At 53.6% G+C, this 20521-nt stretch carries 18 protein-coding genes; 5 read left to right on the forward strand and 13 right to left on the reverse strand.

Annotated elements, in window-relative coordinates:
- Nucleotides 1–522: 522 nt before the first annotated feature.
- From FLZ89_RS00115 to FLZ89_RS00140, 7 genes are all read right to left on the reverse strand, one after another.
- On the reverse strand, nt 523–1194 hold the full coding sequence (locus FLZ89_RS00115) for a DUF1638 domain-containing protein (RefSeq protein ID WP_141304064.1): 672 nt from the start codon (nt 1192–1194) through the stop codon (nt 523–525).
- 230 nt (nt 1195–1424) lie between these two features.
- Nucleotides 1425–2048 carry a cobalamin B12-binding domain-containing protein gene (locus tag FLZ89_RS00120; protein ID WP_141304065.1) on the reverse strand — a complete coding sequence of 208 codons (624 nt, stop codon included), beginning with the start codon at nt 2046–2048 and terminating at the stop codon, nt 1425–1427.
- Between the two features lie 74 nt (nt 2049–2122).
- The gene (locus FLZ89_RS15480; RefSeq protein ID WP_172613362.1) at nt 2123–2296 is read right to left on the reverse strand and encodes a hypothetical protein; all 174 of its coding nucleotides are present in this window, start codon (nt 2294–2296) and stop codon (nt 2123–2125) included.
- A 31-nt stretch (nt 2297–2327) separates the two neighbouring features.
- A complete protein-coding gene (locus FLZ89_RS00125; RefSeq protein WP_141264299.1) occupies nt 2328–3500 on the reverse strand; it encodes a uroporphyrinogen decarboxylase family protein in 1173 nt (390 codons plus the stop codon).
- Nucleotides 3501–3626: 126 nt separating this feature from the next.
- On the reverse strand, nt 3627–4427 hold the full coding sequence (locus FLZ89_RS00130; RefSeq protein WP_141264298.1) for a methyltetrahydrofolate cobalamin methyltransferase: 801 nt from the start codon (nt 4425–4427) through the stop codon (nt 3627–3629).
- Nucleotides 4428–4820: 393 nt separating this feature from the next.
- Nucleotides 4821–6038, reverse strand: a complete 1218-nt coding sequence (locus FLZ89_RS00135; RefSeq protein ID WP_141304066.1) for an LUD domain-containing protein — start codon at nt 6036–6038, stop codon at nt 4821–4823.
- Nucleotides 6035–7060 carry a (Fe-S)-binding protein gene (locus FLZ89_RS00140; protein WP_141304067.1) on the reverse strand — a complete coding sequence of 342 codons (1026 nt, stop codon included), beginning with the start codon at nt 7058–7060 and terminating at the stop codon, nt 6035–6037. Before FLZ89_RS00140 ends, FLZ89_RS00135 begins: the two co-directional genes overlap by 4 nt.
- A 347-nt stretch (nt 7061–7407) precedes the next feature.
- Here FLZ89_RS00140 and FLZ89_RS00145 point away from each other — a divergent pair, with 347 nt between their 5' ends.
- Nucleotides 7408–8094: a manganese catalase family protein gene (locus FLZ89_RS00145; RefSeq protein WP_141304068.1), complete on the forward strand. Its 687-nt coding sequence runs from the start codon at nt 7408–7410 to the stop codon at nt 8092–8094.
- Between the two features lie 234 nt (nt 8095–8328).
- Here FLZ89_RS00145 and FLZ89_RS16005 read toward each other — a convergent pair whose 3' ends face one another.
- On the reverse strand, nt 8329–9801 hold the full coding sequence (locus tag FLZ89_RS16005) for a hypothetical protein (RefSeq protein ID WP_253256356.1): 1473 nt from the start codon (nt 9799–9801) through the stop codon (nt 8329–8331).
- A 78-nt stretch (nt 9802–9879) separates the two neighbouring features.
- Nucleotides 9880–10428, reverse strand: coding sequence for a hypothetical protein (locus FLZ89_RS16010; protein WP_253256357.1), 549 nt, complete (start codon nt 10426–10428; stop codon nt 9880–9882).
- Between FLZ89_RS16010 and FLZ89_RS16015 the strand changes: the two genes are divergently transcribed.
- From FLZ89_RS16015 to FLZ89_RS00165, 4 genes are all read left to right on the forward strand, one after another.
- Complete coding sequence (locus tag FLZ89_RS16015; protein ID WP_253256358.1) at nt 10411–12861, forward strand: choice-of-anchor Q domain-containing protein; 2451 nt, start codon at nt 10411–10413, stop codon at nt 12859–12861. The genes FLZ89_RS16010 and FLZ89_RS16015 overlap by 18 nt on opposite strands.
- A 73-nt stretch (nt 12862–12934) precedes the next feature.
- The gene (locus tag FLZ89_RS00155) at nt 12935–13924 is read left to right on the forward strand and encodes a multicopper oxidase domain-containing protein (RefSeq protein WP_253256359.1); all 990 of its coding nucleotides are present in this window, start codon (nt 12935–12937) and stop codon (nt 13922–13924) included.
- A gap of 50 nt (nt 13925–13974) precedes the next feature.
- Entirely contained in the window at nt 13975–15213 is a 1239-nt protein-coding gene (locus FLZ89_RS00160; RefSeq protein WP_141304070.1) for a multicopper oxidase domain-containing protein, read from the forward strand.
- Nucleotides 15185–16456: a multicopper oxidase domain-containing protein gene (locus tag FLZ89_RS00165; protein ID WP_216363804.1), complete on the forward strand. Its 1272-nt coding sequence runs from the start codon at nt 15185–15187 to the stop codon at nt 16454–16456. Before FLZ89_RS00160 ends, FLZ89_RS00165 begins: the two co-directional genes overlap by 29 nt.
- A gap of 113 nt (nt 16457–16569) precedes the next feature.
- Here FLZ89_RS00165 and FLZ89_RS00170 read toward each other — a convergent pair whose 3' ends face one another.
- From FLZ89_RS00170 to FLZ89_RS00185, 4 genes are all read right to left on the reverse strand, one after another.
- Nucleotides 16570–17331 (reverse strand): TatD family hydrolase, encoded by a 762-nt coding sequence (locus FLZ89_RS00170; protein WP_141304071.1) that lies wholly within the window; start codon nt 17329–17331, stop codon nt 16570–16572.
- 109 nt (nt 17332–17440) lie between these two features.
- The gene (locus FLZ89_RS00175) at nt 17441–17833 is read right to left on the reverse strand and encodes a DsrE family protein (RefSeq protein WP_141264290.1); all 393 of its coding nucleotides are present in this window, start codon (nt 17831–17833) and stop codon (nt 17441–17443) included.
- A 35-nt stretch (nt 17834–17868) separates the two neighbouring features.
- Nucleotides 17869–18798, reverse strand: coding sequence for a nitrite reductase (locus FLZ89_RS00180; RefSeq protein ID WP_141264289.1), 930 nt, complete (start codon nt 18796–18798; stop codon nt 17869–17871).
- 144 nt (nt 18799–18942) lie between these two features.
- The gene (locus FLZ89_RS00185; protein WP_141304072.1) at nt 18943–20502 is read right to left on the reverse strand and encodes an ASKHA domain-containing protein; all 1560 of its coding nucleotides are present in this window, start codon (nt 20500–20502) and stop codon (nt 18943–18945) included.
- Nucleotides 20503–20521 lie beyond the last annotated feature (19 nt).

The raw sequence follows: 20521 nt of genomic DNA on the forward strand, positions 1-20521 counted from the left end.
TTAATCTTCTTGGCTACAGCAGGTGGTCTAAAGCACATTTAAGTTTCCTCCTCGCTAAAGTTATCAACTCTCATTTTTAGTCCTTGACATGTTACCGTGAGTTTTAATTTCAGGGTTGATTGCATGTTTTTAGATGCCTAACAATAATCATGGCCGTCTCGTTTACTTACTCTCTAGCGCACCAATATAAATCACCTCACTGATTAAAACATATAGCAATATCCGTGCCAATATTCACAGCTATTGGGCGCTGTCTTTCATCTTGATAAATCTCATAAATTAAGCCCCTGAGAGAAATATCTTTAAGAATTTATAAATACACGCGTTCTCATTTTGGAAATATTTGTCCCATAATGGGAAATTCCTGGGTGCTGCAGGCGTTCAGTATTCAAGGGCATGAAGCAACCGGCCTCACCTCCCCTTATAAGGTTAATCTTCCTTGTGCTTATCGTTACGTTCTTCATGGCTGGTACCTGGTAGGAGCCTTTCTGGTTCATGTACTGCTATACTTTATAAGCCTGCTCAGCGCAGTTGATTGCCCCCTGCTGAACAATCGTGCAACCCGGCCAACAGGACCTCTTGACCGGGCTGCACCTTCCAAAACTGGTAATCCCACGGCCCCAACAACAGTTGCCTCAAGTAATTCTTGTTTCCACTCGTGATCTCAAAACTTAACCCCAGTTTTTCCGCTACTTCACGAGCCGCTTCCTTAGCCACCTCTTCCCCTAGCCGACCAGTATTTATGAACATCAGGCGCCGGTAGTGGCAAAATAAGTGGCGCATGATGCGTCTACCCCGCTCTTTACCGTACCGTGCAAGGCAGCGTTCGTACTCCCGTATCAGGTTATCCTCCCCGGCCAGCCAACCGGCAGATAAAAAGTAAGTATCTAGCCCCCACTGACGTCTAGCTTCCCAGGACCCCAGCAACAGAGGAATACAATCATCCACCTTGGGTATCACGAGGGGTGTGGTTCTGGCCCGCAGCCCCTCCAGGGCTCCGCCGCAAAGACCGTAGCCTAACAGTATAAAGTCACTGCCGGAGGCGCAATCAATGGCCTCCTGTAAAGCCTGCCGTAATCGCTCCGGGGAGCGGTGCAATTCCGAGTTCAGGAAGTGTAACTCATACCCTTGCGGAGCCAGAGACAAAATTTCTTCTTCCATAACTTTGCAGGCAATAACTGTATATCGCCCCATTCTCCTACATCCCATTCTAAAAATGACTTATTCAAACTTTAGCACCCGCCCCAAGTGGGAACAAGGTAATTGCGCCACCCGTCAAGCTGCACAACCTGCCCAAGGTAAATAACATATATTATTCTTCATAATATTCACTTTTTCCTCCGGGGACTCTTTTTGGTTAACCAATGAATTGAGGGAAGGGGCAATATATGATGCCCCTATCCCTCTTTTTACCGGCTTAGATCTTAGCCTCCAAACACCTCAGTAGCCGCTTTGAGCCCATCGCTGGCCGTAGTAGCAAAATAATCTGCGCCCACATGCTTTCTAACTGTTTCATTAATATAATTACCGCCAATTATCACTTTGGTATTTAGACCCTCAGCTCGCAAGGCTTCAATGGTCTCCTTTAATGCCCCCTGACAACTGGTTAAGAGCACGCTCATGCCTACCAGGGGCGCGCCCGTGTCCTTAACAGCCTCGACAAATTTTTCTTTGGGTACATCCACTCCCAAGTCAACCACGTTGTATCCCGAACCTTTGAGAAGCATTATGACGATATTCTTACCCAGGTCGTGGATATCTCCTTTAACCGTACCGATAACAATAGTTCCCTTATGTTCTGCGCTCTCGCCGCTCAAATGAGGCTCTAAGATGTCCATAGCACCTTTCATGATCTCGCCGGCCATAACCAATTCGCTCAAGAAATAATCCCCGCTCTCAAAGCGGTTGCCTACTTCCACCATTCCTTCCTGTAGAGCTTTGACAATTTCCAAAGGAGCAACTCCGTTTCCTAATAATTCTTTGACCAAAGTGAGAACTTGTTCTTCTTCTAATTCAGCCATGGCTTTCGGCAGGGCCTCTTTGGGCATAACTACCCCACTCCTCTCCATATATTTAACAGCGCTCCATTACCTGGAATTAATTTTCCTTTATCACTCGATATTTAGCGCTGTACCCAGAACCAGATAAAAGCATAGGCAAAGGCGTCAAGCTTTTCCCATTCCTTTTTGACAATTTCCTCGTTGCCGGCTAATTGCCCGAATTCTTCTTTTTTAATCTTCCACGGTACACACGAACCCGCTTCTGCCACAAAATCTTTTGCCTTAATTTCGGCCATTCTGTCCACCTCCTCTTACCCCTGTCAAAGTTTAATAAACACCGTACTCCCTGGCTGCCTCGAGCATGGCAACAATGTTTTCCCTTTTGGCATCGCCCATGACCACTCCGCCAGCGGCAAGGACAAACCCTCCATCGCCACCTAATTCCTCTATGGCTTGCTTGACACAATCCTTCACTTCTTGCGGCGTGCCATAGGTGAGCAGGGTAGTTGGCACACCTCCGTAAAGGCAGAATCTGCCTCCCAGCACCTCTTTGGCTTTCTTGGCATCAGTTAAGTCAATGCAAAAAACGATGCTCTTATCCGGCAATTCGGCTATCTTGTCCAAATACGGCGTCCAATCGCCTTCGGCAAAGAAGAAAGTCCTTTTCCCCATGGCCCAAAGTCCTTCGATAACCGCCTTCCAGGTAGGCCAGTAGAATTTCTCCCAATGTTCAAGTCGTAAGAAGGGATAGGCTCCTTTATGGAGAGGAGCGAAACAGGGTAGAGAAGTATCTCCCCCCGCTGTGATCATGGCATAGGCTATATTATGGGGTACAATGGCTTCACACGCGGCCTGAACTTTCTCGGGCCGTCGGCGAAGGTCCAGGAGGATCCCTTTCGTGCCCCGCAAGGCATCGCCCAGGGTATCAAAAGGTGCCTTGGTAAGACCTGTCCCCGAGGGTACTATCCCGTATTCCTTCGCCCATTTTTCCCCTACCGCCGCCGACTTGGCGTTATGCATGGCAAAGGCGGCGGCGCTCTTTATTAAAGCTACAGTAGCCCGGTACGACCCTGGTTCGACAAACTCTTCACTTATACGTGGTAAATACTTGTTTGCCAGCCATTGGGTGGGATTGTCGATAAATTCGTCGTAGTCTTCTGGCTTCATATATTCTTCTTCTATATATTGGAATCCTGAATTATCTTCAAAATAAATCCCCGGAAACTTATATAGCTTACAACCCATGGCATCAAACATGGGGGGCCACCATAGATTGATGGAGCCGAACATAGCATCGAAATCCAGATCCCGGATCAACCCGGCAACAACTTCTGTCGCCTTGTCAACGTCGTAATACGCTTCCTGAAGGGTGGTATCCGTGTACTTGACCACCCACTCGCCTAGAGGAAAAACTACTGGCACTTTGTCAGGCTTACCGCCCTCCAGAGCTGTAGTGTAACGCTTAAACCGCTCTTCATAAAGCCTTTCCTTCTCGTTCATGATCTAATTCCCTCCCTTTGGCTTACTAAATAAACTCTTCTTCCCCATACAACATACTACCTTGAGTTGACCACCTTCTCACCTTTCTTGGGTGCTTCACCCCCTTTTTTGTAACTCACAACCCCCTTAATCCTCTAATGTTCCTTTTCTATACGCCTTTAAGAAGTTTTTACCAAAAGGATCGTTGCCCAATAATAATTTGACCGTACTCACCGCTGTCATGATCTTATTGTCCAGGGGGTCTAGTATAGCCGCGTCCATCCCATGCGCCATGCATATGGCCAGGAAATAGCGGTTGATGAGCTTTCTTTTGGGCATGTTGAAAGAAATGTTGCTTAAACCGGACACTGTTTTTACTTTAAACAAGCGTTTAATTTCGCTCAGGCATTGAAAAAAGATTACCGCATTTGCATGATTTACCGCTAGAGGAAGCACCAGAGGATCGATATAAAGGTTGTCCAAATTATAGTTGTGTTTGGACAGGAGCTCCACCATGCGCTCAGCAATATTGATACGGTCTTCTACGGTTTTAGGAATACCGTTGTCATCAACGGTCAGCCCAATTACGGGACACTGGTACTCCAGAATAAGGGGCAACACCTGTTCCAGGCGATTTTTTTCCAGTGAAATAGAGTTAATCAAGACACGGCTCTTATCCCCCTTAACAGTTTCCAATGCTTTCTCAATTACCGGACCCACCGTACTGTCAATGCATAAAGGCGCATCGGTTACCTCTTGAACAGTACGTACAATCCATTCCATATACGCTATTTCATCACTGCAGTGAGCAGTGTTCACATCTAGATAATGGGCTCCTGCTGCTGCTTGCCTGAGTGCCAGATCCTGAACAGCCGCCACATCTTTCTCCTCCATAATTTGACGCACGCTGGGAATTGCACTGTTGAGCTTCTCGCCAATTATAAGCATTTCTGCCAACCCTCCAAAAATACATGTGTTGTTTGAAATATTCGTGCTCCAACTACTTGTATATACTTATATTCTACTTCTGATCAAAAATTCCTTCTTTAAAAATAAAATTGGCTCGGCATTTAGTCCCCGAGTCTCATTCCAGCCATGCACCGATAGCAATGTTCGCGCCGAATAATCCTCATAAGTGTACCGTTCCCGTCCTGCCGCCAGTTCCACCGGGGCAATACTCATTTCCCTGCACCTCCATTCCTCTGGTATCGATTTTATTTCTGGTAGCTTTTTCTTTATTTTTAACCTGAGGGTTGCCGGTTGAGCAAGGGGAGTAATACCCGGAGCCGCCCGAATGAAGTTACTGAGCCTTACTTAGTCGCCGCTACTGCGTCGCATTTATTAACTGGCTTCATTGGCAAGCTCAACTATTCGCCGGCGCAGTTCGGCGATCATAGACGGAACATCGATGCTTACCGGACAGCGCTCCACGCACCGGCCGCAGCGGAGACAGGTGTAAATTAGCGGCGCGGCATTATCCATGCCACCGGCCACGAAAGCCGTCCAGATGGCTCCTATGCCTCCCAGATAACGATAACCGAAATACCCGGCGGTCAGTTGAAAGACGGGGCATTCGTACATGCAGCCCCCGCATCTTAAGCAATACAAACCCTGCCTGAAGAGAGGATCGGCAGCCATTTCGCTGCGGCCGTTATCCACAAAGATAACGTGAAGTTCCCTAGGGCCGTGAGCGCCATAGGCGGTTACCTTTTCGATGTCTCCCGTCTTGCTGGGCCCGCTGATAATATTCACATAACCGGGGACGGTATAGTTGGCATAGCGCCAGGTAACTTCGGCCACTTTCATGGCCTCCTGGAAAGTGGGCACCACTTTTTCGATCCCCACCAGAGCGATATGCACCGGCGGGACGGCGGTGCATATGCGGGCGTTGCCTTCATTTTCAATAATAACCATTGCTCCGCAGTCCGCCGCCACTACGTTGGCACCGCTCATGCCGAAATGGGCTCTGAAATACTTTTCCCTCATGAATTCCCTAACGGCCCCGACTTCGGCGGCAATATCCGGAGGAATTTCCCGGCCGAAAAACTCGGAAAATAATTCCGCCACCTGCTCCCGGGGTACATGAATGGAAGGCGAAACGATGTGCATGGGCCTTTCATGCCGCAGTTGTAACAAAAACTCCCCCAGGTCTGTTTCCCAGACTTCGTTGCCTTTTTCGATAAGGTAGTCCCTTATTTCCAGCTCTTCGCCCAAAATGCTCTTGCCTTTAACCACTATCTTTCCTGTGCCAATGATGTCCGCCGCCAATTTCAAGGCGTCTTCACGCGATTTTGCCAAGTAGGTCTTGCCGTGGTTAGCTTCGATGGCTTGCCTGGCTTGAGTCACCAATTCATCCATGCGTTCGATGGCAGATTCCTTTATAGCGCGCACTTCCTCGGCCAACTTGGTCGTATGGGGGAAGCGTTTGAGGGCAGCTTCGGTATTATCTCGATAAGATTTAACACCCCGGGAAAGAGCTAGCTGAATATTGGGGTCATCGGAGGCTTTATTAAGCTCCGCCGTATACTTTTGCAACAAGCGTTCCAGCACCGAACTCATTTGGCAATCCCCCTGTAAAGAAACTCAATAAAGTCCTCAAGCTGGATATTCTTGTGCCCCTCACGTCGACCCTTATCGAGAGCCGCTAGGCAATAAGGGCAGAAGGTGATAACCAGATCGGCATTGGTGGCCGCGAGTTCGCCAACCCGGCGGGCAGCGATCTTCCCGGACAATTCAGGGAAAAGGACCTTGCCGGGCCCGCCGCAGCAGGTCGTCCAACGCCGGTTGAGCTCCGGTTCTATTAAATTAACTCCCTCCATCTTGCCCAGGATATCCCTGATCTCTTCCGTAATACCCAGTTCCCTGGCCATGCGACAGGAATCGTGGACCGTTACGTTTCCCGAAAAACCGGTAGGCAGACGCCCGGGGGCATCCTTAACCAGATCGTAGACCGCTTCCAGGAAGGTTTTAACTTCGTAATTAAAATTTTCCAATAGCTCGGGATAAATCAGCTTAAAAATTTCCGCCGAATGGGGCGATAGGCAAATGATGGCTCTGGCGCCGGTTGAATTAATTAACTCGGCAACCTTGCGGGCGTGCTGACGCAGGTCGCCTACGAAACCGTATTCATAAAGAAGAGCCCCGCTGTAGATCTCTTCTTCGCCCAGATAACAGATTTTTTTCAGGCCCATCTCCTGAAGGATCAGGGCGGCCTTGCGGCTGACATCCCGGTAGCGCTCCCGATCCCTGGAGCGCACGCCGGCAACAATCTTTTCGGGATTGATCCCCACCCTGTCGATCAGGTTGCGGACGCCCATCATCAAGGAAAATCCTACGCTGCCCTGGTTCATTCTGGTGAGCATATCTACCAGGCTATCAATGTAGGGGACCAGTTGATACTCGCCGCCGGTATATAAAAGCACATCCCCCTGCCGCGGCAGGTTGAGATCTCTGGCCCACCCAGCAACCTCATTTCCCTTAAGGCCCAGGGGATTGCCGTATTTGACAATATTCCCCCGGATCACTTCGAGAGTTTGCGGCAAACGATAATCCCTTGATTCCGCTTTCAGCTCCCGAGCCATTTCCGTCACCTCAACAGAATATCATATAAATGCCGTTTACCGTTCATACTAGATTAAATTAATCATAAATAAAGCGTATCTTCAAGGTTTTTTAAGCATGTATTCAGAATACCTGTTAAAGAAACCTCCCTTCGTCCCTGGATAGTAAACCCTCTTTCACATAGGCGCGGTTAACTTCACCTATAACCGCCGCATGTTTCCCCCCTTGAAAGCCCATTCGGCTTCATCCCAGGCTTCCCACGCCTTTTCCATCTTGGTCCGGGTAAACAATTAAATCAAACATGCTTTAACAGGGTACATACCATGAAGCCCAGTATGGGATAATAGACTAAGAAAGGGGGAATAACATGTTCAAGCACGATAAGAACCTGCTAGAAATGGTGCGTGTGGAACGGCCGAACCCAAACTACGCGGCGCTTTTGCAGGAGCAAATCGGGGGCCCCCACGGTGAGCTGAAAGCCGGGTTACAGTACCTGGCCCAAAGTTTTCGCATTCAAGACCCGGCCATCAAGGATATTTTCCTTGACATCGCCGCGGAGGAACTCAGTCACCTGGAAATGGTATGTACGGCAGTCAACCTCTTGAACGGCCATGAACCCCAGGCCATGAACGCCACCATCGGCAATGTTCAGGCGCATGTAACGACCGGACTCAATCCCTTTTACAGCAACGCCTCCGGCCAGGTGTGGACAGCGTCTTACATTGAAGCCACCGGTGACCTGCCCGCGGACCTGCTTTCCAACATCGCCGCCGAACAACGTGCCAAGGTTGTTTATGAATATCTGCACCGGCAAATCGCCGACCGGTATATTCGGCAGATGATCGATTTCCTGCTAAACAGGGAAGAGGCGCACAACACCATGTTCCGGGAATGCTTCCAGAAGGTCCGGGGCACCGGCTCCACCCAAAACTGGGGTGTGGACAAGGACGCCCGGCTCTTTTTCAACCTGTCCACACCCGGCAACTATGTGGGGTCCTCCCTGCATAACCCGCAACCACCGTCCTTTGACCAGCCGCAAATCCCGCCCCAGTAAGATAGTTGGGGACGGCTTTTGCCAAAAAGTACTATAGGGCAAGATCGTAAACAGGGAAGGGCATCGCCTCCCTGTTTTATTTCATATCTATAGGACACCTGTCCGCCGTCCGCCTCCGGGCTCTTTTACCAGCCGTACGATCAGCACCACTATCCCTACCACAATCATAACTCTATCTCAACCCTCAGTAACCAATTTATAACAATAAGAATAAGAATAAGATAATCCAAAGTTTTAACTGGGGGTTGGGACAATATGGATATTAGTACAAAGGAGCCAGTAATATCCAGGAAAAGTCCCACTAAAAAAATGGGCATTTTTCAACTCACAGTAACTGTCTCGCAAGTCGGTACAGGTATACCCATAACGAATTTCCAATTTATCGTCAACCAGGACAACGTGGGAGATCCTTTCGACCCCGATCCGGCCAACTGGCCTTCGTTGAAGCCCGGCGCCAGTCACAGTGCGGTCGTGGCCACCGGGGACTCCAGGCAACCCACCGTCTCCCTGCCGGCCGGCAAATACCTCGTCTCCGTCCTGGCTCCCGGCTACAAGCTCGGGGGTAACTGGATCAACCTGACGCGTGACAGTACGCTGACCGTTGAGTTGCAGCCCCACCCCTTGCCGCTTGCCAAAATCCGCGTTCACGTCTTTGAAGATATCCACCCTGTCAACGGCGAGGATGACTTCCCCCTCGAACACGGCCTGCCGGGGTTCCGCATCGTGCTCGCAGATGCCGCCGGCGAGGTTACGGTCGACTATTTCGGCAACCCCCTCGGAACGGTTTACAAGCGTGACGCCAGCGGCAACCTGATTATCGGTCCGGACGGGAAACCGGTACCAGTGCCGAACACCGGCGGCATAATCTGGACGGATGAAAACGGCGACGCCGTCATTGAAAACCTCCCGCCGGGCAAGTACGGGGTGCAGGCGATCCCGCCCGACGGCAGCGACTGGATCCAGACCACAACCATCGAGGGTACCCACGTCATTGACGCCTGGATTGAAGAAGGCAACGACGGGTATAGCCCACGCGAGGGTTTCAGGGCACCCCTGGTCTGGTTCGGTTTTGTCAGGCCGAAGGAGTTCGCCCCCGGAGCGGGAACGGGCACGATCACCGGCCGCGTCCGTACGATCATCGAGTTCACACCGCCAGTCAGGCCCCTGACCCTCGGCGGACCCGTCGACCGGCCCTGGATCGCTCTTACCGATATCGGCCGCACCGACGAACAGGTCTATACCGGCCGGGGCAACCCTGACGGAACCTTTACCATCACCAACGTTCCTGCAGGTCTCTATCAGATGGCCATCTGGGATGAACCCCTCGACTACATCATCTCCTTCCGTACTGTCCAGATCGCCGCGGGTGAAACGATTGATATGGGCGATATCGGGATCCCGCGCTGGTTCGGCTGGATCAGCGGCATGGTCTTCAGGGACGAGAACGGCAACGGCGTACGCGATACGGATGCTGCCGGGAACTATATCGAGGAAGGTATCCCCTATATCCCCGTGGGCACGCGCTTCAAAGACGGCAGTGTGCAGTATGCCACCGTAACCGATCTCGACGGCCGCTACTCGCTCAACGAAGTTTTCGAACTCGAGCGGTTCGCCGTGGCGGAACTGGGCTTTGACCGGTTCGGGCGGACGGCTGCGACCGCTACCCCCGATTACGGGATCACCCCGCCGCGACCCACTACGACCCATCCCCGCGCCCTTACCCTGGCGGTCCTGACGTGGGCGGCGAAAACGAACCGCATCGATTGGGGGATGCGGGAATACCCGCTACCGGGACCGGACGGACTTTTGGGAACACCCGACGACGAACTCCATGGGGGCATCTCGGGAATCGTTTATTACGCGACGATGCGCAACGAACTCAACCCCCGCTACGCGGTGGCTGAGGACTACGAACCGGGCATCCCCAACGTAACCGTCAACCTCTACCGGCTGAATGACGACGGCAGCACCACGCTGATTAACTCCGTGCAGACCGACGCCTGGCAACATCCAACCGGCTGTGTGCGGCCCGACGGGAGCGTTGACCCGGGCTGCATCGAAGTACCCAACGCCTCCAACCAGATCAAGGACGGCGTCTTTGACGGCGGTTACTCCTTCGCGACTTACTTCGAACCATACTTCGGGGCCCCCGGCGCCGTGGAAAAGCCGCTCCCACCAGGAACCTACCTTGTGCAGGTGGTCCCGCCGGCCGACCCGTATAACCTTTGGCCCGATGGTTCCCCGAAACCGCTGTACAAGGTGCTCGACCCCGGCGCGGTGAACACCGGCCAGGGCGACCGGTTTGTCGCCCTTTCGATGACCACTCGGGACCAACCCGCCAGCGCTACTGATGCGGCTCTGTTCCGCCTGCCCCCGCCCCCTTACTATGGCGACAAATACGATACTAAAATAGTAACCGTCAGTCCAGGGCAAAACGCGGTGGCGGACTTCTTTCTGTATACCGATGTTCCCGTGCCGGGGCGCATAGTCGGCTTCCTCCTCGACGACGTGAATATCGAAACCGACCCGAATTTTATCTACTACGGCGAAAAGCGCGGCATTCCTTATACACCGGTCGGCATCCGGGACTATACGGGGCGGTTGATCACCACCGTTCATTCGGACGCCAACGGCATCTTTGAGGTGCTCTTACCGTCCACTTATACCCGCAACGTACCTACTCCATCCGGCGTGGCACCGGGAATGTACCTGGTTGTCGGCAACGACCCCGGCGATCCCGGCCGGCCCAATATAAGATATAATCCCAACTACCAGACCTTGACCATGGTCTTCGATGTCTGGCCGGGGAAAACCACCTATGCCGACGTCGCCCTTTTCCCCATCACCGCCTTCGTGGGAAGACCTGGGGCGCAATTCTCGCGGCCGCCGCTCTGCCAGACAACCGGCGCCCCGGAGATCGGAAGCGTGAATCCTGTCTACGTGACTTTGACCGGCAACCGCCTGATCTTCATCAGGGGGCGTAACTTCGGTGCCCATCCAGGAACAGTGACGCTTAACGGCAGAGCCATTCCCGTTTTGGCCTGGCGTGATACCTTTATCCTCACGTACGTACCGCGAAGCTTCGCTGCCGGCCCGGCCCAGATGGTGATAACCTCGAGTGCCGGTATCCCCAGTACATTGGGAATCACCATCCACGTCCTGGTCCCCGGGATTTACGATCCCCCGATCGTAAACGCCACCACCCGTACGACCATCCAGGCGGCCATCGACCGCGCCGCGCCGGGGTCATTGATCATTATCAATCCCGGCGTTTACTACGAGAGCCCGATTCTCTACAAGAATGTGAAACTCCAGGGTATGGGGGCCTGGGTTACCAGGCTGGAGGGGCGCTTCTTCGCCAGCTACCGGCAGCAATGGGAAACAAGGCTTGCCGCCATTACCTTTGATGGGCCCCAGGAGATACCGCGGGGTCAAGTCATCACGGTAGTAGCCGAGGATGGCGCCTTCGGTCCTGCGTTTACGACGCAAATTGACGGGCTGACGATCACCGGTGCCCGGGGCGAAGAAGGCGGGGGCATTGTGGCCAACGCTTACTGTCGCTACCTCGAGATCAGCAACAACGTCATCCTGAGCAACGGCGGCGGCTTCGGAGGCGCGATCATGATCGGTAGGCCCTACGCCGGTGACAACCAAAATGACGGCGTGCACATCCACCACAACCGCATCCTGAATAACGGCGGCATCAGCCTGGCCGGCGGCGTTGGGATCTTTACCGGCGCCGACGGGTATGAATTCGACCACAACGAGGTCTGCGGCAACTACTCCGCCGAATACGGCGGCGGCCTCTCGCATTTCGGGCTGAGCGACGGCGGGCGCATCCACCACAACAAGTTCCTTTTCAACGCTTCCTTTGACGAGGGTGCGGGCATTTTTGTAGGCGGCGAACAGCCAATCCCGCCAGCAACCCTTTCGCCCGGCTCCGGGGCGGTGGACATTTACAACAACCTCGTCCAGGGCAACCTGGCCAACGACGACGGCGGCGGGATCCGCCTGCTCCGGGCAGGTACGCACCGCATCAACATCTATAACAACATCATCACTAACAACGTCTCCACCGACCTCGGCGGGGGAATTGCCCTCGACGATGCGTCCAACGTGGTAATCGTCAACAACACCGTCGCCAAGAACATCACCACCGCCACCGCCGAAGACAGCGACGGCCGGCCGCACGGAGCGGGCCTTGTCAGCGAGGCGAACAGCGCCGCCTTCCAGGCCAGCCTGCCGCCGGGCGCCCCCACCTTCAGCAACCCGGTCCTCTTCAACAACATCTTCTGGGATAACCGGGCCGGCTGGTACGATCAGACCCTAAACAACGGCCGCGGCGGTATTGCCGGCATCGGCGCACCGGCCGACCCGAACCCGGTCAACGTGATTGATCTCGAGGTCTTTGGTACCCCGACCCCCGAGGTGCTGAGCCCGCGCTACTGCAGCCTGTCGCAACCGTACGGCGTGCCCGTTCCTACCAACATTGTTGGTGTAAACCCGTCGTTCGTGATGCCTTATGATACCACCGTCACGGCCGTAGCCTTCAATATGGAGCCGGACTTCAAGACCGTTAAAATTATAACAGTCGAACCGCAATTGCAAGGCGATTACCACCTGAAACCCAATTCACCAGTCATTGACCGGGGTACCACTACCCTCGTCGTGAACGGCGATATCTATAACGCGCCAACAACCGATTTCGACGACCAGCCGCGACCCCGGGGGGCCGGGGTGGATATCGGCGCCGACGAGGCCCGCTAAATGTTTTTACCAAGGAGGAGTTCACGTGACGTTCGTCCAGGTGCGTTACGGGGCAACCGACAGTTTCATCACCATGCCCGACGGCTCGGTCCACTATATCTTCGGTTTCGTTGACCTGACCGGGGTTCCCGAAAACGAGATCTTCGCGCGCCGGGGGAAGGCAACGTTACCCGCGCCGCTCCTGGATGTCAGAGTCGGCGACCGGGTTGAACTGACCCTTACCAACCTGGGGATGCCGCAACGGCCCGACCTCGACGACTCCCACACGATCCACTGGCACGGCTTCCCCAACCAGATATCTTTGTGGGACGGCGTTCCCGAGACGTCAATTGCGGTACCGGTAGGGCGCGATTTCATATATTATTACGAACCCAAGGATCCCGGCACCTATATGTACCACTGCCACTTTGAACCGGTAGAACACATTCAGATGGGCATGGTCGGGCCGTTGATCGCCCGTCCCGCCGACTACAACCCTGCGAATCCGCTATTTAAAACTGCATATGGCGCGGGTACGGGAACCGAATTCGACCGGGAGTACTTTTTATTGATATCAGAACTCGACCCGGTAGCCCACGAGCAGGTGCAGAGGGTCCAGGAGTTCGACTGGAGCGAATACCGCCCGGCCTACTGGTTAATCAACGGCCGCGCCTACCCCGACACGCTGCATACGGCGCCGGATGGCGACCTCAGCCAACAGCCCTATCATTCCCTGATTCAGGCCAACGCCGGGGAAAAGGTGCTCCTGCGCTTCATAAACCTCGGTTTTGAAGAGCATGCCATCACCATTCTCGGGCTGCCGCTGCGGATTGTTGCCCGGGATGCCCGACTGTTACGCGGGCTGCACGGGGAGGACCTTTCCCACTGGCGGGACGTTCTCTATTTCGGCGCCGGGCAGACGGTCGACGTCATTATCGAACCTCAACAACCGGCGCTTTACCCGCTCTTCAACAGGGGCTACCACAAAAACACCAATGCGGGAGCTACCCCCGGCGGGATGATGACGCACATTACTGTATACCCTGCCGGAACTCTGCCGCCCCAGCCGGGGCCCGGCTTTTAAGCGAGGGGCCGGCCGGGGCTCCCCCAACCAACTTCCAGGAGGGAGGATTCATGCCAACACAAGCTACAGCCAACGGATCGCCGACCATCCACCTGCGCGCTGTTGACGGATATATCATCACCCCCGACGGAGCGAGTATCTACATCTGGGGCTACCGGGATGAGATGGGCAGGCCTGCCCAGTTACCAGGTCCGACCATTATTGTTAACCAGGGCGATACAGTCACCATTAAACTGACCAACGAACTGCGCGAGAACGTTTCCATAATGTTCCCCGGCCAGAACGGAGTGTTCAGGCTAACCAACAGTGGCGCGGTACCGGTCGGGCCCATATACGAAAACGGGCGCCTCGTTTCCCTTACTGATTACGTGCCCCCGCGGGGGACGGTCATTTACCAGTTCGTGGCCAGCCAGCCGGGCACCTATGTCTACCACAGCGGTACGGAGATTAACAAACAGGTGCCGATGGGGCTCTACGGGGCCATTATCGTTCGCCCGGCCGGCTTCGACCCCCTCGACCCGGCCACCTGGTCCGCATACGGCCCGGAAACCGACACCGAATTCGACCGCGAATACCTGCTGGTGGTCGCGGAGATAGACCCGGTGCTCCACGAAGCCGTCCGCTTAGGCAAACCTTACCGGCCCAGCACTTACAGACCTCGTTACTGGACGATTAACGGGCGCTGCGCCCCCGATACGATGTTGCCCGATAGAGCGACCTATCTTCCCCAGCAGCCATACGGCTCAATGATTATGGCAGAACCGGGCGAGCGGGTCCTTATACGCTATATAGGCGCCGGCTGCGATGCCCACCCGCTACACCCCCACGGGAATCATACCCGGGTGGTCGCGCTGGACGGGCGGCTGCTAAGAAACGGCACCCAGGACCTATCGCACAAACACTTCACGGTGTTAGTGGGTCCCGGCCAGACCTACGACCAGATCTTCCAGTGGGACGGCCTGGGATATGACCCGGTGACCAACCCGATTCCCACCCCGATCCCCAACCTCCGGAACCAGGCGATTGGTGACGTCGGGTGGACCATGTGGAGTGGCAGCCCGTATTTAGGGCAAAAGGGTGACATACCCATAGGAGTAACTTCTCTCAACGTGACCGGCGAGTACTACTTTATGCTCCACTCCCACTCCGAACCGCAGATCACCAACTGGGGCGAATTCCCCGGGGGGATGATGACGATGATCGGCATCTTTCCTGTCGGTACTCTCGGGCCAGAGGTCGGCAGGCTGCAAAGAAACAGCCGTGCAAATAGTACTCGCGAAAGGAGATGAAGGTATGCTGGTAAGCATAGAACTTTGGGCACGTCCGGGCATTGTTTCGCTACCCGGTGGTTTCCCCGCCGTTATCTGGGGTCTAGCTACCAGTCCGACCGCCGCGCCTCAAGTGCCGGGACCTGTACTTGCAGCCACGGTCGGCGATATGGTAGAAATAACGCTTCATAACATGCTAAATGAACCTGTCTCTCTTACTTTTCCGGGGCAGGAGATTGCCCCGGAACCGGTCCTCGACGCCGGCGGCCGGCTGGTTTCGCTCACTCGCTTCGCCGCGCCAGGAAGGAGTGTGGTCTATAGTTTTCCCGCCTACCGCCCGGGTACCTTTCGCTATGAAAGCGGCACCAGTCCCGAGCGCCAGGTCCAGATGGGCCTGTACGGCGCGCTCATCGTAAGGCCGGCCGGCTGGGACGACCCTGGCAGCCCGAACTATTATACCGCCTACGGGGCAGATACCGGGAGCGGTTACGACGTTGAGGCTGTTATTCTGCTCAGCGAATTCGACCGCGCGGCGCACGAAGTTATCGCCACCGGCGCTATATACAACCCGTTGAACTACGCCCCGCAGTACTGGCTGGTAAACGGGCGCCCCTTTCCGGACTGTGTGGCCCCACCCGATACATCCACGCAACCCCTCTCCTCCCGCGTCCCCGTCCTTGCCGGCCAGCGGGTACTACTCCGCTTAATTAATGCCGGCTTCCTCGCCCACACCCTGGCCTTCCAGGAAGGGCCGGCGCGCGTTGTGGCCGAGGACGGCCGGCCCCGCCGCAGTCCCTTGCTTGACGCTACTTACGATAAGAACGCGATCACCTTAGGTGCCGGGCAAAGCGCCGACCTGGTCTTCACGCCCCCGGAGGGGGAGCATTATCTATACGACCGGGATCTTTTGCACCTGGTCAATACCGACGATTACCCCGGCGGGATGATGGCCCTTGTTGATGTTCGCCCGGCCTTTCCCGTAACTCCTCCGCAGGCCCCGTCAAGTTTGACGGCCACGGCGGCTTTACCAGGGCAGGTTGAACTTACCTGGATAAACAACGCTGCGGATGAAGACGGGTTCGTTTTGGAGCGCCGGGCGGGAGGCGGGCCGTTTTTGCGGGTCACCACCCTGATGGTGGGAGCAACGGCCTATACCGATACCCATGTCGAGGCCAACACCACCTACACCTACCGGGTACTGGCCTTCAATCTAGCGGGAACATCAGCATATTCAAACGAGGCTGTCGTCACCACCTTGCCTTAGTCAAGATGAAACGGCCGCGGCAACCAGGAATAAACCAGGGTATTCGGAAATCAGAATACAACCGTATTTTGTACCTGATATCCAAAATCAGGGGGGCTAACCCCCCTGGTTGTTTAGATACCAAAAAGTTCCTCAGCGTTGTACCTCGCGATCCTAGCAATGATTTCCGGGGAAGCTCCGTTCAGTTCCAGGTACCGCACGGCCCTGGGGACGCTCAGGGGATCATTGGGTTTGAGATTGCTGTAATCGCTGTTCAGAACACCTCGTGGGAAGCGTTCCAGGTGATTTAGCAATAAATGGGGAGTGAGCCCCTCCTGGCGGATGGTGAGCCCGGGAACGGCCCCAAACTCTTCAATTATGTTAATGATGTCCAAATTAGCGTGATCGATGATCATTTTTCCGGGTTCTATCCCAACGGCGGCGGCAATTTCAATCGTTTTTTCGGTAATTTCCACCCTGCGCTGGGGCGGAGTATGAATAATCACCGGAACCCCGTATTCCTTGGCTATCTTCAATTGCTCCCGGAGGACGTCCTGTTCCCGCTTATTCCCCTCATGCAGGCCGATTTCGCCCAAACCGACAACATCGCTCATATTAAGATAGGATGGAAGGGCGTCGATTACCCTGGGCCAGTCTTCCGGCGTTCCCATGGGGTGAATACCAACTGTAACGAAAAGCTTGATACCATTTTGGGCGGCATTGCTCGTGGAAAGGGTTAACATCTGGTGGAAATGATCAAAGAGTGTTTCCGCATGTTTGGCCCCGAAAAATATGGAGCAGCCGATAATCTTCTTCACCCCGGCCAGGGCCATGTTTTCTAGCCCTTCGTACGGAAGCAACGAAACATGGGTATGAGAGTCTACAATTCCTTCCATACGATTTTACTACCCCCTTATTGTGCTGGATCGGGCCCTTTTTTATTGCCGCATGTTCAAATTACATTAAAGGGGAAGTTTCTCACTTCCCCTCCATGCGGACACATAATCAGGGCTTGATGTAGGCATACCCTTCAGCCTGTTTCGTGGCGATTTCTGTTATGCCGGCCGGTACAACTGTCAGAAAGTTGGGGAGGCTGTCCTCGTCGATAGACTGACCTTTAAGAGCGTTCCGACACGCTACAAAGTTTACTCCCATCTCCGATAACTTCTTCATCTGCTCTACCAGCGATCCATTAGCTGTCCCGCAGCTTGCCCCCTGACCCTCACCTCCGGCCAGGAGGCACCTGTTCCCGAAAATAGAAACCGCCTCACCGTTGGCCACTACTTCGATGTCAGCATTTCCTTGCCCAACATCATTTAAAAAATTAATGATGTTCACGAGAACCCTTTGCCATCTGCCAGATTCGTTAACATGGAAAAGGACTTTCAACTTATTCACCCCAACACCCCTTCTCTGTTAAACTCAAATTGGAGTTATTTTAAAATACCCTTCCGTTTAAGATACTCAGGTAACTGGTCAGTATCAACAACATCCATATCGCCATTTTTGTATACCCATAACCTGTCTTTCAAAATAACAACATTACAATCCGCTTCCTTGTCCATAGCACATGCATTGCCACAGCCACTGATAGTGATATTTCCTTGTAAATTGCCGGAGGACACTAGGCGCTCCGCCATAGTATGGACATCACCAACACCGTTTTTACAATACCGCGCGCCTATGCACGTCTTGATTCCTTCACTACTCCATGCCAGCGCTACCTTTAGGAATGGCAGAAGGCCCATCCGGTTAATAACTTCAGCCAGTCGCTCGTTCTGGGCAACCTGAAGATAGCCCTTAACTATCCGTTCGACAGTTTCGACTAGATGCTCTTCCTTGATAACCATGTCCAGCCGAGTACCCAATTGGGGTTGACGTCCTCCTTTGCCTCCAAGGTAAAGCCAGTACCCGTCCTGGACAGCAATGATACCCAGGTCGTTTAGTTGTGCCTCCACGCATGAATTGGGGCAGCCATTCAGGGCCATCTTAAATTTTTTCGGCGTCGCCATCCCTGCGAGGCGCTGATTGATTTCCGCTGCCAGAGGAGTAACATCGCGGATAACGTGCTTGCAATACTGGCTGGAACATACTTTGACATTTCGCACCACCGGACCGATATCAGCCAAAGGTAGGCGCGCCTTTTCTAACTCTGCGGCCACCTGGTCAAGGTCCTCGGGTTTTATCCCGTAAATCATAATAGCCTCGGTAACCGTGAGCTTCGCCTTTCCGTATTGTTGGGTCAGCTTACGTATGGCCTCTAGCTGTTCGGGTTCCAGATATCCGTTGAGAGGATGAATTAAGACAGCGTAAGAACCATCCAGCTGTTGTATAAAACCCTTGTTGGCGTACTTTTTAATCATAATTGCTCTTCTCCTTACTTTACTTCATTAAGGGTGTAACCTACAAAAAGAATGTAACATAGAAAAGATTGTACGTCCAATCAGTTTATCTTATACACGATATAAAGTTTTGCTGTGGCGAAAACTGGTTCAGGACACCACCTATTAGTGTTTTAGGCGAGCTTTAACAGTAGGGAAAAGGTCAAGGTCGGTGTGGGGGAAAAACAGGCCTGCGGTAAAATGGGCCATAAATTGCGGGCTATTGTTCATCTCCAGATACGTAACGCGCCGGGCTATTTCTTCTAACTCCTGTGCCTTATTAATGTCAGTAAGGACCAGGCTGGCGCCTGTACCAGAACTGTTTCCTAAGCGTACGATATTTTCCCGCGGCAGGTCGGGATATAGCCCAAGGGTAATAGCTGATTCAATATCTAGATGCTCGCCAAATGCACCAGCAGCATAAAAGTACTTAAGATCGGCAAAAGTACAGCCAACACTCTCTAGCAGCGTAGCCATGATGGCATTGGCTGCAGCTTTGGTGCGCAACAGCCGCTGGATGTCTACGGCAGTGAGCTCGATGGGCTGGCCAGTAGCGCTTTCCTCTGCCGGCACAACCACTAGAGAAGTAAGCGGTTCACGTAATTCTCCTCGCTGATTAATGATCCCTGCTAGCAGCGCTTGAGCTATTGCATCCACAATGCCTGAACCACAAATACCGCGCGCGGGTACATCTCCAATAGTGCGGTAAGTCACCTTACCTGTATCCGGATCTATACGAACCTGACAAACTGCACTAGGTTCAGCCCGCATGCCACAAGCTACTACCCCACCTTCCAAGGCCGGGCCGGCTGCTCCAGCAGCTACCACCAACCATTCTCGATTGCCTAAGACCATTTCTCCGTTGGTACCAATGTCCGCCAAAAGGCTGACCTCTTTTTGCCGGTGCATACCACTCGCTAAAATACCCGCCAGGATGTCTCCTCCCACATAACTACCTACGCTGGGTAAAAGGTAAACGAGAGCTCGCGGGTGGAGATCCAGACCTATCATTGCTGCCGGGAAAAACCCCGGAGCGTTAACTACAGGTACATAAGGATTCCGGCAGATATTTGCTGTTGGTAGACCCAGTAATAGATGCACCATAGTTGTATTACCACTGATTACCCCTGCGGTAATATCCTGCGGTACTATGTTAGCCTGCTTGGTCACCAAATCAATTATCCTGTTTATACTCATGCTTGCTAACTGCTGCAGTTCTGCTAGTCCCTGAGGAGTAGCTGCGTAATGAATACGAGTCAGGATATCTTCTCCAAGCCTCGTCTGTGCATTAGCCACACCATCAGCAGCGAGAAGTTTACCTGAACCTAGATCCCACAAATATCCTCCCACAGTGGTACTGCCCAAGTCCACCGCCAGGCCAAAGGGACCTAACCGGTCAGAACCCGGCCCTAGTTCCACTAACTCGGCGGCCAGTCGTTCTAACCCCCACCCCGGAGGCCAGTAGTAGCCTACAGTTACTGTTACCTTCCAATCATTCTGGCGTAACTTTGCCGGAATTTCCCTTAGTAACTCAAGAGGAATAATCACGGGACAGCCAATTTGGGTTTCCAGTGCTTGGCGTAAACGATCTGCATCAGCAATATTGTCGCCGTTTCCCGGAAACTTAAGCTCTAGTAAGTATTTTTCACTCAAGGGACTAGCTTTTAACTTGTAGCTCTGCTGCATTGTACTGGCCTCCAATAAT

This window comes from Moorella sp. E306M (assembly GCF_006538385.1).
Lineage (GTDB): Bacteria > Bacillota > DSM-521 > Neomoorellales > Neomoorellaceae > Neomoorella.